We start from the raw sequence: 13,591 nt of genomic DNA, 5'->3' as shown, positions 1-13,591 counted from the left end.
TCCACTCGGCCTACGACGGTTGGCACTGCGTGCGTGCCAAGAACGCGATCTAGGCTCCGGGGCATGGTGAGACGAACCGCCGCGCTGCTGGGCGCGCTGGCCCTGGCCGCGAGTGTGCTGCTGGTCGCGGGCCCGGCCCAGGCCGAGGCCACCGCGCCGCCGGGCACCGTGGTGCCCGTGCAGGTCACCGGGGACGCGGCCAAGCGGTTCAACCTGGTGATCGTGCCGGACGGCTACGCCGCCGCCGACCTGCCGAAGTTCCGCGAGCACGTGGACAAGCACCTCAACGTGCTGTGGACGATCGAGCCGTTCAAGTCCTACCGCAGCTACCTCAACGTCTACACCGTGGAGATCGCCTCCCCGGAGTCCGGCGTGAGCTGCGACCCCGACATCGGCTCGCCGCGCCGCAACACCCCGCTGCGGATGGCCTTCTGGGGCGGCTGCAACCCCAGCGGTGTGCGCCGCCTGCTCACCGTGGACAGCACCGCGGTGAACAACTACGCCAACCTGGTGCCCGGCACCACCGCGGCCAACCGCCAGATCCTGGCCATCGCCAACAGCGACACCTACGGCGGCGCGGGCGGCACCTACGCCACCGCCTCCGGCGGCAACGCGCTGTCCGCGCTGATCACCCCGCACGAGCTGGGCCACTCCCTCGGCGGCCTGCAGGACGAGTACGACTACCTCAACCGAGGAGTCCGCGGCGGCACCTACACCGGCGGCGAACCCGACTCGGCGCACCACACCCTGCTCGCCGAGGCGCAGATGCGCGAGCAGCGGAAGAAGTGGTGGCGCTGGCTGGGCGAGCCGAGTGACTCCGGCGGTGTGATCGGCCGGTTCGAGGCCGGGCTGTACCACAGCAAGGGCGTGTGGCGGCCCAGCAAGCACTCCATGATGAAGACCCTCGGCTACTACTTCGACCAGCCCACCCGCGAGGTCATGGTCCAGCGCCTGTCCGCCAAGACCAGCATCCTGCAGGACGGCACCCCCGACACCGCCCCCATCGGCGCGGACCGGATCGTCTGGGTCGAACCGCTGCACCCGGTCAGCCACAGCCTCGCGGTCAGCTGGACCCTGGACGGAAAACCCCTGTCCACCAACGGTTCCCGCTCGGTCGACCTGGCCAAGCAGAACCTCGCGCCGGGCAAGCACACCCTGGTCGCCACGGTCACCGACCCCACCGAGTTCGTCCGCGACCCGGCCATCCGCGCCTCCGCCGCGCTGACCCGCACCCGCACCTGGACCGTCGACACCAGCCTCACCACCCCGCGCCCGCAGGTCCCGGCCGAGTTCGTCAGCAGCACCCCGACCGACCGGCCGGTCGGCGCCACCGACGTGGTGCACGTGCGGACCACCCGCCCCGCCGCCCAGGAACCCGCGGTCGGCTGGACCCTGGACGGCCGCCCGGTGACCACCTCGGCGGACAACCGCGACCTCGACCTCAAGTCCCTCAAGCTCACCCCCGGCCGGCACACCCTGACCGCGACCACCGGCGCCGCCACCCGCACCTGGACCGTGGACGCCCAGACCCCGGCGACCAGCTTCGAGCTGTCCAAGCCGCTGCTCACCCGGACCTCGCCGACCGGCGACCCGGAGTACGTCTTCAACGCGCCGTTCACCATGCGCCTGAAGGCCACCGACGACACCAAGGGCTTCGTCGTGCCCGAGTTCCGCACCAACGGCGACGGCTGGTTCAACTACTTCGGCTGGCCCACCGACGCCAACGCGCCGTTCCGGTTCACCCCGGACGGCACCAACATCGACGACCTGGTCTACGGCAAGCTCGGCACCCCCAGGCTCTCCCCGTGGGACGAGGTGCCCCCCGGCTACGGCCGCCACACCATCGAGTACCGCGCCATCGACCCCGCCGGGAACACCGCCACCCCCGGTCGCTTCGCCGTCACCCTGCTCCGCCAGCCCCCGGCCTGCACCGCCAAGGTCAGCGGCCGCCACCTCGGTGCGCTGACCGTCACCACCGGCGTCACCTGCCTGGAGTCGGCCACGGTCACCGGCCCGGTCACGGTCAAGCCCGGCGCGACCCTGGTGGCCACCGAGTCCGCCATCACCGGCCCGGTGACCAGTAAGGGCGCGGGCGGCGTGCACCTGCTGAACTCCACCGTGACCGGCCCGGTCACCCTCACCGGCACCACCGGCGACGTGACCGTGGTCGGCGGCCGGATCGTGGGACCGCTGCGGGTCGAGGACTCCACGGCGACCGACCGCGGCCCGGTGCTGGCCGGGGTCCAGGTGATCGGCCCGGTGCGGTGCGGCGGGAACGCGACCGCGCCGGACAACCTGGGCGCGCCGATCACCGGAACCGGTCCGGCGACAGGTCAGTGCGCGCCGCTGCGCTAGGGGTCACGTTCCGTTGGCGCGGTGTCCCGAAGGGGACTGCCCGCGGCACCTGACGGAGTGGTTCGCCGAGGGCCGGTCCTGCCTAGACTCCCCAGGTCATGGGCAGTTCCCGCAGGGCCGTGCTCGCCGCCACGCTGGGCGTGACGCTCCTCCTCTCCTCGGCGCCCGCGATCGCCGCGCCACCGGACGATGTGCCGACCGTGGCGCAGGTCCTGGACGGCGTCTTCCACGCCAGTGACGAGGAGCTGATCAAGGAGCTGGAGATCTCCTGCGAGCAGGGCGAGGCCGACGAACGCTTCTGCCGGATGGACCGCGGTGAGGTGCACGGCCTGCCCCGCCAGCTGAAGCGGGCCGCGGAGGAGTTCACCGACCTGTGCCGGGATCTTCCCGAGTGCTCCCAGTCCGGAGCCCAGCCGCGCACCAGGGCGGACATCGCCAAGGCGCTGCGCGCGATCACCACGGCGAGCAAGAACCCGGCCGTGCGCAACCTCAGTTCCCGCGCGGGCGAGTTCGCCGACTTCGCGGGCCGGGCCACCACCGGCGGTGGGGCGCTCACCGCGAACACCGATCGGCTCAAGGAGTACGCCCGGACCGCCCTCTACCTCGCCGCCAGCACCGTGCCGCCGCTGGGAGACCTGATCGGGCTGGCCGAGGCCGTCGCCGTGGGCGACGTCGAACAGGGCATCACCGCGGTGCTCGGCCTGGCCGCCACCGCGATCGGACTCGCCTTCCCGCCAGCCGGTGCGGCCATCGCGGCCGGCGTGGCGATCTACGGGCTGGCCAAGTTCATGTGGAACTACTACCAGGCCAAGTTCCGCAACTGGTTCACCGATCCGGTCGGCGTCTTCAACCGGACGTTCAGCTCTGGCGCGGACATCAAGTGGACCGAGCACAAGGTCGGCGACCGCACCGCCAACGTGGTGTTCGCCAAGGACAAGCTGGTCGCCACCCAGACCTTGCTACTGAACTCGAAGTGGAACGAGTACCCGGACGGCCGGAAGCCCGCCACCTACACCCTGCCCCGGAGCAGGCACCAGATCTTCCAGGTCGCCAACAAGCTCGACTACTTCGAGATCGTGCTGATCGTGTGGCAGGACGAGAAGGCCCACACCGCCGAGTGCGGCCCGATCGGGCAGGGGCACACGGTGGCCTTCTGCAAGCTGCTGTCCAGTCCGGTGACCATCTCCGCCGAGCGCAACGCGGTGCTGGAGGTGCGCTACATCCTCAAGGACCCCGCCGTCCTGGACCAGAAGTGCCCCACCCGGCCGTGTGTGCTCCCGGTGGACGCGCAGGACAGCCTCTTCTACGTCGAGAACAGCTCCGGCATCCGGATGCCGGTGTTCGCGCCTTACACGGTGGGCATCGTCTGAGCCCGTCACCTGGTTGAGTGACATACCTGATCTCCGGGTAGCCCCGGGGCGTGACCGGCACCGTGGTAGTCCTCGCGCCCTCGCCCCAGCTCACCGTCACCGTCGAGTCGCTCGACGGCGTACCCGACATCCACCTGCACCCCGGCGGCCAAGGCGTCTGGCAGGCGCGGATGATGCGCTCGCTCGGCGCCGAGGTGGTGTTGTGCGCGACCGTCGGGGGTGAGACGGGGCAGGTGTTGCGCGGGTTGCTGGACGAAGGCGGGGTGGGGCTGCGGTTGCGGGGGATCGCTGGGCGGAACGGGTGTTACATCCACGACCGGCGCGGCGGGGAGCGGGAGCCGGTGGTGGAGATGCCGGCGGATCCGCTGTCCCGGCACGAGCTCGACGACCTGTACGAGCTGACCCTGACCGAGGCCCTGCAAGCCGGAACCGCGCTGCTCAGCGGGCCCAGCGACGAACGGGTGGTGCCGCACGACCTGTACCACCGGCTGGCCGAGGACCTGACCCGCAACGGGTGCCAGGTGGTGATCGACCTGGCCGGGGAGCGGTTGGCCACCGCGTTGCGGGGCGGGCCGACCTTCGTCAAGGTGAGTCATGAGGAGCTGATCGAGGACGGGCGGGCCGCCAGTGACGAGCTGACCGACCTAGTCGCGGCGGCGCGCGAGATCGCCGGGCACGGGCCGAGGGCCGTGGTGGTGTCCAGGGCCGCCGAGCCCGCGCTGGCGTTGCTGGACGGGGAGCTGTGCACCGTGCACGTGCCCGCGCTGCACCCGGTGGAGACGCGGGGTGGTGGCGACTCGATGACCGCGGGGTTCACCGCGGAGCTGGCCAGAGGGGAGTCGCTGGCCTCGGCGTTGCGGGTGGGGGCGGCGGCGGGGGCGTTGAACATCGCCCGGCACGGGCTGGGCACCGGAAGCGGAGAGGCCATCGCCTCGCTGGCAGAGCGGGTGGAGCTCCGGCCGTGGGACGAGAAAGGGAGCGGATGAGCACGCAGACGGCACTGATCACCAATGACGACGGCATCCTGTCACCGGGGCTGGCCGCGCTGGCCGGACTGGCCGACCGGAGCGGGCTGACCACCGTGGTCGCCGCACCGGCCAGCGAGGCCAGCGGCACCAGCGCCGGGCTGACCGCGGCGGAGGACCGGCGGCAGGTGGCGGTGCGGCAACGCAGCCTGGAAGGCCTGGACGTGCCGGGCTACGCGGTGGCCGGGCATCCGGGACTGATCGCGTTGCTGGCGGCCCAGGGCGCCTTCGGCGGGCGGCCCGACGTGGTGCTCTCCGGGGTCAACCGGGGCGCCAACGTCGGGCGCGCGGTGCTGCACTCCGGCACCGTCGGCGCGGCGCTGACCGCGGGGATCAACGGGATCCGGGCGCTGGCGGTGTCCCTGGACGTGGGGATGCGCGCGCCGGAGGAGCACCACTGGGAGACCGCGGTGGAGGTCGCGGGCACGGTGCTGAAGCTGTTGTGGGAGCTGCCGCCGGGCAGCGTGCTGAACCTGAACGTGCCCAACGTGCCGGTGGGCAGGCTGGGGCCGTTGCGGCGGGCGAGCCTGGCCGAGCACGGGACCGTGCAGTCGCGGGTGCGGCACCTCGACGGCGGCGGGCTGGAGCTGGTGACGGTGGAGGTCGAGGGGGAGATCGAGGCCGGGAGCGATGTGGCGTTGCTGGCGCAGGGGTGTCCGACGGTGACGCCGCTGTGCTCGGTGGCCGAGGACGCGGGAGTGGTGCTGCCGCTGGACTGAGCCGGGGCGGCCTCGGCAGTCCGGTTCAGGACAATTCTGTTAGCGGGGACGTGGTGCCATTAGCGTGTTCCGTTGTCGCGGACAGGGGGTGCGGGTGGCCGAAGTCCCGGAAGGAGCCGGCGAAGAGGCCGGCACGCCTGTTTCCGCAGGTCCACGGGTGGACAACCAGCTGACGTGGTCGGGGAAGACGGACCTGGTGGTGCAGGCGCACACCATTTCCGGGGGCGTCCACCATCATGGGTGGCGCAGCCCGCGCGTGCTGCTGATCGGCGCGGTCGCGGGCGCGGTGCTGCTGGTGGCCGCTCTGGTCCTGGTGCGCTGGCTGACCGACCGTGGCACGCTGCCGGCCACCGGCAACCCGCTGGCACCGCCGGCCACGGCACGCGAGATCGGCCTGCTGTCGGGCCACACCGCGATGGTCACGGGGATGAGGTTCAGCGGGAACGGTCAGGTCCTCGCCACGGCGAGTGTGGACAAGACCGTTCGGTTGTGGGACGCGCGGAACCACAAGGATGTCGGCACACTGGCCACTGGCCACGTCAACGGGGTGGCGGTGAGCCAGGACGGGCGCACCGTGGCGGTCGCGCCCTCGGGCCGCGGGGTGCAGTTCTGGGATGTGGCCGACCGCAAGCAGCTGGGCGAGTCGCTCAGCGAGACCGAAGGCCTGCGCGGGCTGCCGATCATGGCCTCGACCGTGGAGTTCAGCCCGGACAGTCGTGTGCTGGCCGTCGGGGAGGTCGGCGGTCAGGTGCGGTTGTGGGACGTGGCTGGCCACCGGCGGGTCGGCAAGCCGCTCGTCGGTCACACCTCCGGCGTGCTCGCCATGGCGTTCAGCGCCGACGGCCGGGTGCTGGCTACCTCGAGCGTGGACAACACGGTGCGACTGTGGGACGTCACCAGCTACCAACAGCTCGGACAGCTTCCCATCGGGTCGCCCGGTTCTGTGCAAAGCCTGGCGTTCAGCCCGGACGGACGCGTCCTGGCCTGCGCGGTCTCGGGCCTGACCACGCAGTTCTGGGATGTGGCCAGTCGCCAACGGCTCGGCGAGCCCATCAACAACAGCGCCGCGAGCCTCGCATTCAGCTCGGATGGCACCCGGCTGGTCACCGCGAGCGCGGGGCAGGGGGTGCAGTTGTGGGATGTGGCCAGCCGTGAGCCGCGCGGTGATCCCATCGGGCCTGGCAGTGCTGTCACCAGCGTGTCGTACAGCCCGGTTGGGCAGACGCTGGCCACCGCGATGATGGACAACTCCGTGCGCTTGTGGGACATGGCCGGTCTGGGCTGATCAGCGAGGGCTTCGCCGATCGGCACATCGCGGCCCCTAACGGACCGTCAGCCGGGCGGTGATGCGGGCGACGTCGCCGCGTTCCGCCGGTGGCAGTGGCGCGCCGGTGGCGGCCCGGCGCGCGGCGGCCGAGGCGAGCAGTTCGGCGGCCCGATCGTGTTCACCGGCAAGGGAATGCGCTCCGGCGAGGCCTTCCTCGGCCAGCGCGATGGCGCGGGGGTCGCCGCTGGATTCGGCCGCGGCGCGGGCCCTGGTGTGCAGGGACATCGCCTCGCCCGCATTGCCGCGGAGCTCGGCGATGAAGCCCAGTTCGCTGTGCGCGAGGGCGACCCCGGGGGCGTAGTTCACCTGGCGGTGCCAGGCCAGCACGCCGGTGAGCAGGGTGTGCGCGGTGGCCAGGTCGCCGGTGCGGCGGGCGCCCAGGGCCAGGCCCAGCTCGGCGTGGATGACGCCGGCTTGGTAGCCGTGTTCGGCGGCCAGGCGGCGGGCCTGGCGGTGCCGGGACTCGGCGCGGGCGTGGTCGCCGGCGAGCAGGTCCAGGCGGGCCAGGCCGGTGAGCTGGTCGGCGGCGTCGGTCCAGAACTCGTTGGCCTGGGCCAGTTCCAGCGCGGCGGTGCGCAGTTCGGTGGCCAGCGCGTAGTCGCCGGTGATCTCGGCGACGGCGGAGCGGGCGTACCCGGCCAGCGAGCGGCCCCAGGTGTCGCCGAGGGTGGTGAACAGCTCCAGGGACTCGGTGGCCTGGGTGGTGGCGGTGGCCAGGTCGCCGCGCATGACCGCCTGGAGCGCGGTGGTGGCCAGGACCGCCGCGCGCAGCCAGGGGTCTATTGTGGACAGTCCTGCCAGGCGGGTGGCGCTGGCGGTCAGGTCGCCGCCGGTGTAGTTGAGCGAGAACGCCTGGAACCAGGTGGCTTCGGCGTCCACAGTGGACTGTTCGGTCAGCTCGCGGCGGGCGTTCGGGTCCGCGCCGCCGCGGCGGAGCAGGGTGATGCCGGTCAGCCAGGCGGAGACGGTGTCCCGCAACGGGTGTTCGCCCGGCACGGACAGGGCCAGGCGGAGCTGGCGTTCGGCCTCGCTCAGCCGGCCGCGCAGGTACCAGTACCAGGACAGCGCGCGGACCAGGCGCAGGGCGCGGTCGGTGTCGGCGTTGTGCACCGCGGTGTCCAGGGCGCGGCGCAGGTTCGCCGACTCGCGGTCCAGGCGGGGTAGCCAGTCGCGCTGGCGGTGGTCGCGCAGCTGGGCGGCTTCGGCCAGGTCCAGGTAGTGGGTGAGGTGGCGGTCGCGGAGCTGGGGGAGCTCGCCGGACTCGGTGAGGCGGGTGCGGGCGTAGTCGGCGATGGATTCGAGGAGGCGGTAGCGCGGGCCCTCGGCCACCAGGACCAGGGAGCGGTCCACCAGGCGGGCCAGCAGGTCGAGGATCTCCGGTTCGGTGAGCGGGTCGGCGGCGGAGACCGCTTCGGCGGCGGTCAGGGTGCAGCCCTCGGCGTGGACGGCCAGGCGGCGCAACAGGATCCGCTCCGGTTCGGTGAGCAGGTCCCAGCTCCAGTCGATCACCGCGCGCAGCGTGCGCTGCCGGGGTGGGGCGATCCGGCCGCCGGTGGTGAGCAGCCGGAAACGATCGTCCACTCTGGACAGCAGCTCGGCCAGACCCAGCACCCGCAACCGGGGCGCGGCCAGTTCCAGGGCCAGTGGCAGGCCGTCCAGGCGCAGGCACAGTGCGGCCAGGGTGTCCGGGTCGGCGGTGCTGAGGTCGGCCCCGGCGGCCTCGGCGCGCTGGGTGAGCAGGCGGACCGCGTCGGCCGGGGCCAGTGGCGGCACGGCTTCCAGGCGTTCGCCGGGGACGCCGAGGGGTTCGCGGCTGGTGGCCAGCACGCGCAGCTCGGGGGCGGCGCGCAGCAGCTGGGCCACGAGGCCGGCGGCCGGGGCCAGCACGTGTTCGCAGTTGTCCAGCACCAGCAGCAGCCGCTGGTCCCGCAGCGCGGTGGCCAGGTCCGCGCCGGGGTCGGCGCGGATGTGCAGGGCACCGGCCACCGAGTCGGCCAGCTCGGCCTGCCCCGCGGTGCCGGGGTGGCCGGACAGGTCGACCAGCCACGCGCCGTCCGGGAACTCCGGTCCCGCCTCGGCGGCGGCCAGCGCGAGGCTGGTCTTGCCGACACCGCCAGGGCCGGTCAGCGTGACCAGGCGGTGCCGGGTGAGCAGGCCGCGGACCGCGCGCACGGCGTGCTCGCGGCCGATCAGCTCGGTGAGCGCGGCCGGCAGGTTGCCGCGCGGGCGGACCGCCACTCGCAGTCCCGGGTCCTGGCGCAGCATCGACTCGTGCAGCGCGGCCAGCTCCGGACCTGGATCCGCGCCCAGCTCCTTGGCCAGCCGTTCGCGCAGTTCGGCGTAGGCGGTCAGCGCCTCGGCCTGCCGTCCGGCCAGGTACAGCGCGCGCAGCTGCACCGCGCGCAGCCGCTCCCGCAGCGGATGCCGGGCTGCCAGGTCGTCGACGGCGGCCAGGGCCTCGGCGGGTTCGCCCAGCGCCAGCCGGGTCTCCCCGAGCAGCTCGACCGCTTCGAGGCGGCGTTCGGCGAGGGCGTGCGCCACCGGGCGGGCGAATTCCTCGTCGGCGAACTCGGCGAAGGCCGGTCCCCGCCACAGCTCCAGCGCCGCCACCAGCAGCTCGGCCCGCTCGCGCGGCGGCGCGTCCCCGGCCGCGGCCAGCAGGGCGGTGAAGTGGTCGGCGTCGGTGTCGGCGCGCAGCCGGTACCCGGCCGGCCCGGACTCCACCAGGTCCCGGCCGATCGCTCGCCGCAGCCGGGAGACCTTGGTCTGCAACGCGCCCAGCGGGTTCGCCGGGACCGCCTCGCCCCACAGGTCCAGCACCAGCCGGTCCGCCGACACCGGCCGCCCGCCACGGGCCAGCAGCGCGGCCAGCAGCAGGCGCACCTTCGCCTCCTGGACCGGCGCCGGTGTGCCCTCCGCCGTCCACGCGGTCAGCGGACCGAGCACCCCGAATCGCACCCCGACACCCTAACCGCCAGCGAACCGCCAGCAGACCGAAAGCGCAGGCGAGCACGCTGATCACAGCAACAACAGCGATCAAGGAGTGATCATCGTGACCAGCGACAAGACCCCGGTCAGCATCATCGGCCTCGGCCGCCTCGGCGCGGCCATCGCGGAGACCTTCCTGGCCAACGGACACGCCGTGACGGTGTGGAACCGCTCACCGGAAAAGGCCGAGGCGCTGGCGGGCAAGGGCGCTGTCGTGGCGCGTTCGGTCGGCGAGGCGGTGCGGGCCAGTCCGCTGGTGCTGACCGTGGTGCTCGACCACGCCGCCGTGCGCGACCTGCTCGACCCGGTCGCGGACGACCTGCGCGGCCGGACCCTGCTCAACATCAGCTCCAGCGCCCCCGACGAGATCCGCGCGCTGGCCGGGTGGGCCGACGGCCACGGCGCGGACTACCTGGACGGCGCGGTGATGGCCGTGCCCGCCGCCATCGGCACCCCGGACGCGCAGGTGCTCTACAGCGGTTCCCGCGCCGTCTTCGACCGCCTCGGCGACCAGCTCGGCGTGCTCGGCGCGGCCCGGTACGTGGCCGAGGACCCCGGGGTGGCCGAGCTGTACAGCTACGCGCTGCTCAGCGCCGGGTACGGCACCATCTTCGGCTTCCTGCACGGCGCGGCCATGCTGGACTCCGCGGGAGTGCGCCCGACCGAGTTCCTGGGCATGGCGGTGCCCTGGCTCAACGGCATGATCGCCTTCCTCAGCGACCTGGCCAGGGAGGCCGAGACCAAGGACTACGCGGGCGGCGACTCCAGCCTGGAGATCAACCTGGCCGCGCTGGCCAACATCGTGGTCACCAGCCGCGCCGCCGGGGTCGATCCCGGGCTGCACGTGCCGCTGCTGGAGCTGGTGCGCGGCCTGGTCGAGCAGGGGCACGGCGCGGACAGCGCGTCCAGTGTGTTCGAAGTCATGCGCGCCAGAGGTTGACCTCCAGTTAGCTGGAGCTTGTTTGCTCTCCTCGGCAGACCTACTGAGGGGACAAGACATGCGTGCGGTGTGGTTGCGGGAGTTCGGCGGGCCGGAGGTGCTCGCCCTCGGCGAAGCCCCTGATCCAGTGCCAGGTGAGGGACAGGTGCTGATCGAGGTGGCCTACGCCAACATCACCTTCGTGGAGACCCAGTTCCGGGCGGGCGGACAGAGCCCGTTCCGGGTGGAACTGCCGGTCATCCCCGGCAACGGCGTCGGCGGCACGGTGCTGGCCACCGGCCCCGGCGTCGACCCGGAGCTGGTGGGAGCCAAGGTGATCAGCAGCCTGAGCGGGACCGGCGGGTACGCCGAGCTGGCGGTCGCCGCGGCGGACACCCTGCACCGGGTGCCCGCGGAGCTGCCGCTGGACGCGGCGGTCGCGCTGCTGGCCGACGGGCGCACCGCGGCCATGCTGCTCGGCGCGGTCGCGGTCCAGCCGGGGGAGCGGGTGCTGGTGGAGGCCGCCGCCGGTGGGGTCGGCTCGCTGCTGGTGCAGCTGGCCACCGCGGCCGGGGCCACCGTGGTCGCGGCCGCGGGCGGGGCGCGCAAGACCGAACTGGCCGCCTCGCTGGGCGCGGCCGAGGTGGTGGACTACACCGAACCCGGCTGGACCGGGCGGATCGGCAAGGTGGACGCGGTCTTCGACGGGGTGGGCGGCGAGATCGGCCGGGACGCCTTCGAGCTGCTCGGCCCCGGCGGCCGGATGATCAGCTACGGGCTGGCCAGCGGCGAGTGGACCGGCATCCCGGAGGAGACCGCGGCCGAACGCGGCGTCACGCTGGTGTCCTTGCGCCCCAACCCAGAACTGGTCCGCGAGGCCACCCGGCAGGTGCTCGCCGAGGCCGCGGCCGGGCGGCTGCGGCCGGTGATCGGACAGCGCTTCCCGCTCGCCGAGGCGGCCGCCGCGCACGCGGCCATCGCCGGCCGCGGCACCATCGGCAAGACCCTGCTGGAGGTCCGGTGAAGATCGGCGTGCAACTGCCCTCCTTCGGGGTCGACCCCTCGGCCACCGCGGCCGAGCACGCCCGGCACGCCGAGGGCCTGGGCCTGGAGTCGGTGTGGACCGGCGACCACCTCATCCCCGCCCTGCCCTACCTGGACAGCACCCTGGTCCAGGCCACCGTGGCCGCCAGCACCAGCACCGTCAAGCTCGGCTTCGGCGTCATGATCCCCGCCCTGCGCGGGGCGGCCTGGGCGGCCAAGCAGATCGCCACCCTGCAACACCTCTCCGGCGACCGGCTGATCGTGGGCATCGGCAGCGGCGGCGACCCGCACGGCGACGCGGCCTGGCGCGCGGTCGGCGTGCCCTACCGCGAACGCGGCAAGCGCACCGACGCGGTCCTGAACGTGCTGCCCGACCTGGTGGCAGGCCGGGACGCGGCCATCGACGGCGAGGTGGTCCGGCTGTCCCCGCCGGCCACCGTGCCACCGCTGCTGATCGGCGGGTCCGGACCGGTGGCCTGGCGGCGGATCCAGCGGCTGGGCGCGGGCTGGTACCCGGCGTTCGTGCCGCCCTCAGTGGTCGCCGACGGCATCCGGCAGTTGCGCGAGCTCGGCATCGAAGCCCCGGTGACCGTGGGCGTCAGCGTCGGGCTCGGGCCGCTCGAACAGTCCGTTGTGGACGACCGGGTGCGCGGGCTGGCCGACTACGGCATGGGCGAGGCGCAGGCCCGCAAGGCGCTGGTGGTCGGGTCCCCGGCCCAGGCCGCCGAACAGCTGGCCGCCTTCGCCGAGGCGGGCGCGGAGCGGGTGGTGGCGATGCCGTTCCCGGCCGACCGCTTCCAGCAGCGCGAGCTGCTGGCCGAGGCCGCGAACCAGCTGGGGGCATGAGCCGGAGCTGAGCGGGTAGCCGGGGCGCATGACGGAACCACATCCCGTCGCCCCGCTGCCCGCCGCGGCCGGGCGACCCCGCACCGCCGTGATCACCGGCTCCGACTCCGGCATCGGCCGCGCCACCGCGGTCGCGCTGGCCGGCGGTGGCCTGGACATCGGCATCACCTACCACCAGGACGAACAGGGCGCCCGGGACACCGCCCGCGAGGTCGCCGAACGCGGCGCGCGGGCGGTCATCCGGCGGCTGGACCTCGGCGACCTGCCCGCCTCCGTGGACGCCATCGACGAGCTGGCCGAGGAGCTGGGCGGCATCGACGTGCTGGTCAACTGCGCGGGCACCGGCTCGGCCGAACTCGCGCTGGAGATGGACTTCGCCACCTGGCGGCACGTGCTCTCGGTGGACCTGGACGGCGCTTTCCTGTGCACCCAGCGGGCCGCCCGGCACATGGTCGAGGCAGGCAGGGGCGGCCGGGTGATCATGGTGACCAGCGTGCACGAGCACCAGCCCAGGGTCGGCGCGGCGCCCTACTGCGCGGCCAAGGCCGGGCTCGGCATGCTGGCCAAGACCTTCGCGCTGGAACTGGCCGAGCACCACATCACGGTCAACTCGGTGGCCCCGGGGGAGATCTCCACCGCGATGACCGGCCAGGAGGACGCCGACCCGACCGAGCAGCGCAGGCCAGGGGTGCCGCTGGGACGGACCGGCCACGCCGCGGAGGTCGCCTCGGTGATCGCGTTCCTGGCCACCCCGGCCGCCGGGTACGTCACCGGGGCCTCGTTCGCAGTGGACGGCGGGCTGCTGCTGATGGGCCCGCAGGCCGGCACCGCGCTGGACTCGGACTCCTGGCGACGGGTGTAGCCAAGTTTTTCTTGGCAGCAGAGAATGCAGTCACATACAATGAGTCCTGAAACCATTCGCGGCTGATGGGTTCATGGGCACATGGGATCCCCAAATGTGATCTCAGTCGATCGCACTACTTTCGCGGTTGCCCCAT

Annotated in this window: 10 protein-coding genes; 9 read left to right on the top strand and 1 reads right to left on the bottom strand. The window is 73.1% G+C overall.

Annotation, left to right across the window (positions count from 1 at the left end):
* The first annotated feature begins 63 nt into the window (after nt 1–63).
* From N8J89_RS22920 to N8J89_RS22900, 5 genes are all read left to right on the top strand, one after another.
* Nucleotides 64–2,355 (top strand): M64 family metallopeptidase, encoded by a 2,292-nt coding sequence (locus N8J89_RS22920; RefSeq protein ID WP_283659048.1) that lies wholly within the window; start codon nt 64–66, stop codon nt 2,353–2,355.
* 98 nt (nt 2,356–2,453) lie between these two features.
* Nucleotides 2,454–3,725 carry a hypothetical protein gene (locus N8J89_RS22915; protein WP_283659047.1) on the top strand — a complete coding sequence of 424 codons (1,272 nt, stop codon included), beginning with the start codon at nt 2,454–2,456 and terminating at the stop codon, nt 3,723–3,725.
* A gap of 50 nt (nt 3,726–3,775) precedes the next feature.
* Complete coding sequence (locus N8J89_RS22910) at nt 3,776–4,711, top strand: 1-phosphofructokinase family hexose kinase (protein WP_283659046.1); 936 nt, start codon at nt 3,776–3,778, stop codon at nt 4,709–4,711.
* A complete protein-coding gene (gene surE, locus N8J89_RS22905) occupies nt 4,708–5,469 on the top strand; it encodes a 5'/3'-nucleotidase SurE (RefSeq protein WP_283659045.1) in 762 nt (253 codons plus the stop codon). The genes N8J89_RS22910 and surE overlap by 4 nt, the downstream gene beginning before the upstream one ends.
* 157 nt (nt 5,470–5,626) lie before the next feature.
* Nucleotides 5,627–6,754 (top strand): WD40 repeat domain-containing protein, encoded by a 1,128-nt coding sequence (locus tag N8J89_RS22900; RefSeq protein ID WP_283659044.1) that lies wholly within the window; start codon nt 5,627–5,629, stop codon nt 6,752–6,754.
* Between the two features lie 36 nt (nt 6,755–6,790).
* Here the strand turns inward: N8J89_RS22900 and N8J89_RS22895 are convergent, their stop codons facing one another.
* Complete coding sequence (locus tag N8J89_RS22895) at nt 6,791–9,754, bottom strand: ATP-binding protein (RefSeq protein WP_283659043.1); 2,964 nt, start codon at nt 9,752–9,754, stop codon at nt 6,791–6,793.
* A 94-nt stretch (nt 9,755–9,848) separates the two neighbouring features.
* On the opposite strand from N8J89_RS22895, the gene N8J89_RS41980 reads away from it, so the two are divergent.
* From N8J89_RS41980 to N8J89_RS22875, 4 genes are read left to right on the top strand one after another with little or no spacing between them, the layout of a single operon-like run.
* Nucleotides 9,849–10,724 (top strand): NAD(P)-dependent oxidoreductase, encoded by an 876-nt coding sequence (locus tag N8J89_RS41980; protein WP_283659042.1) that lies wholly within the window; start codon nt 9,849–9,851, stop codon nt 10,722–10,724.
* Between the two features lie 58 nt (nt 10,725–10,782).
* Entirely contained in the window at nt 10,783–11,727 is a 945-nt protein-coding gene (locus N8J89_RS22885; protein ID WP_283659041.1) for a zinc-binding dehydrogenase, read from the top strand.
* The gene (locus tag N8J89_RS22880) at nt 11,724–12,593 is read left to right on the top strand and encodes an LLM class flavin-dependent oxidoreductase (RefSeq protein ID WP_283659040.1); all 870 of its coding nucleotides are present in this window, start codon (nt 11,724–11,726) and stop codon (nt 12,591–12,593) included. Before N8J89_RS22885 ends, N8J89_RS22880 begins: the two co-directional genes overlap by 4 nt.
* Nucleotides 12,594–12,621: 28 nt before the next feature.
* Nucleotides 12,622–13,455, top strand: coding sequence for an SDR family oxidoreductase (locus N8J89_RS22875; RefSeq protein ID WP_283659039.1), 834 nt, complete (start codon nt 12,622–12,624; stop codon nt 13,453–13,455).
* Nucleotides 13,456–13,591: the final 136 nt, after the last annotated feature.

Origin of the sequence: Crossiella sp. CA-258035, from assembly GCF_030064675.1 — a bacterium.
Taxonomy (GTDB): domain Bacteria; phylum Actinomycetota; class Actinomycetes; order Mycobacteriales; family Pseudonocardiaceae; genus Crossiella.
This window is presented reverse-complemented; position numbering and strand designations above follow the sequence as displayed.

Coding starts and splice junctions, on each gene's coding strand:
- N8J89_RS22920 (WP_283659048.1), top strand. CDS start 64: ATGGTGAGACGAACCGCCGCGCTGCTGGGCGCGCTGGCCCTGGCCGCG.
- N8J89_RS22915 (WP_283659047.1), top strand. CDS start 2,454: ATGGGCAGTTCCCGCAGGGCCGTGCTCGCCGCCACGCTGGGCGTGACG.
- surE (WP_283659045.1), top strand. CDS start 4,708: ATGAGCACGCAGACGGCACTGATCACCAATGACGACGGCATCCTGTCA.
- N8J89_RS22885 (WP_283659041.1), top strand. CDS start 10,783: ATGCGTGCGGTGTGGTTGCGGGAGTTCGGCGGGCCGGAGGTGCTCGCC.
- N8J89_RS22875 (WP_283659039.1), top strand. CDS start 12,622: ATGACGGAACCACATCCCGTCGCCCCGCTGCCCGCCGCGGCCGGGCGA.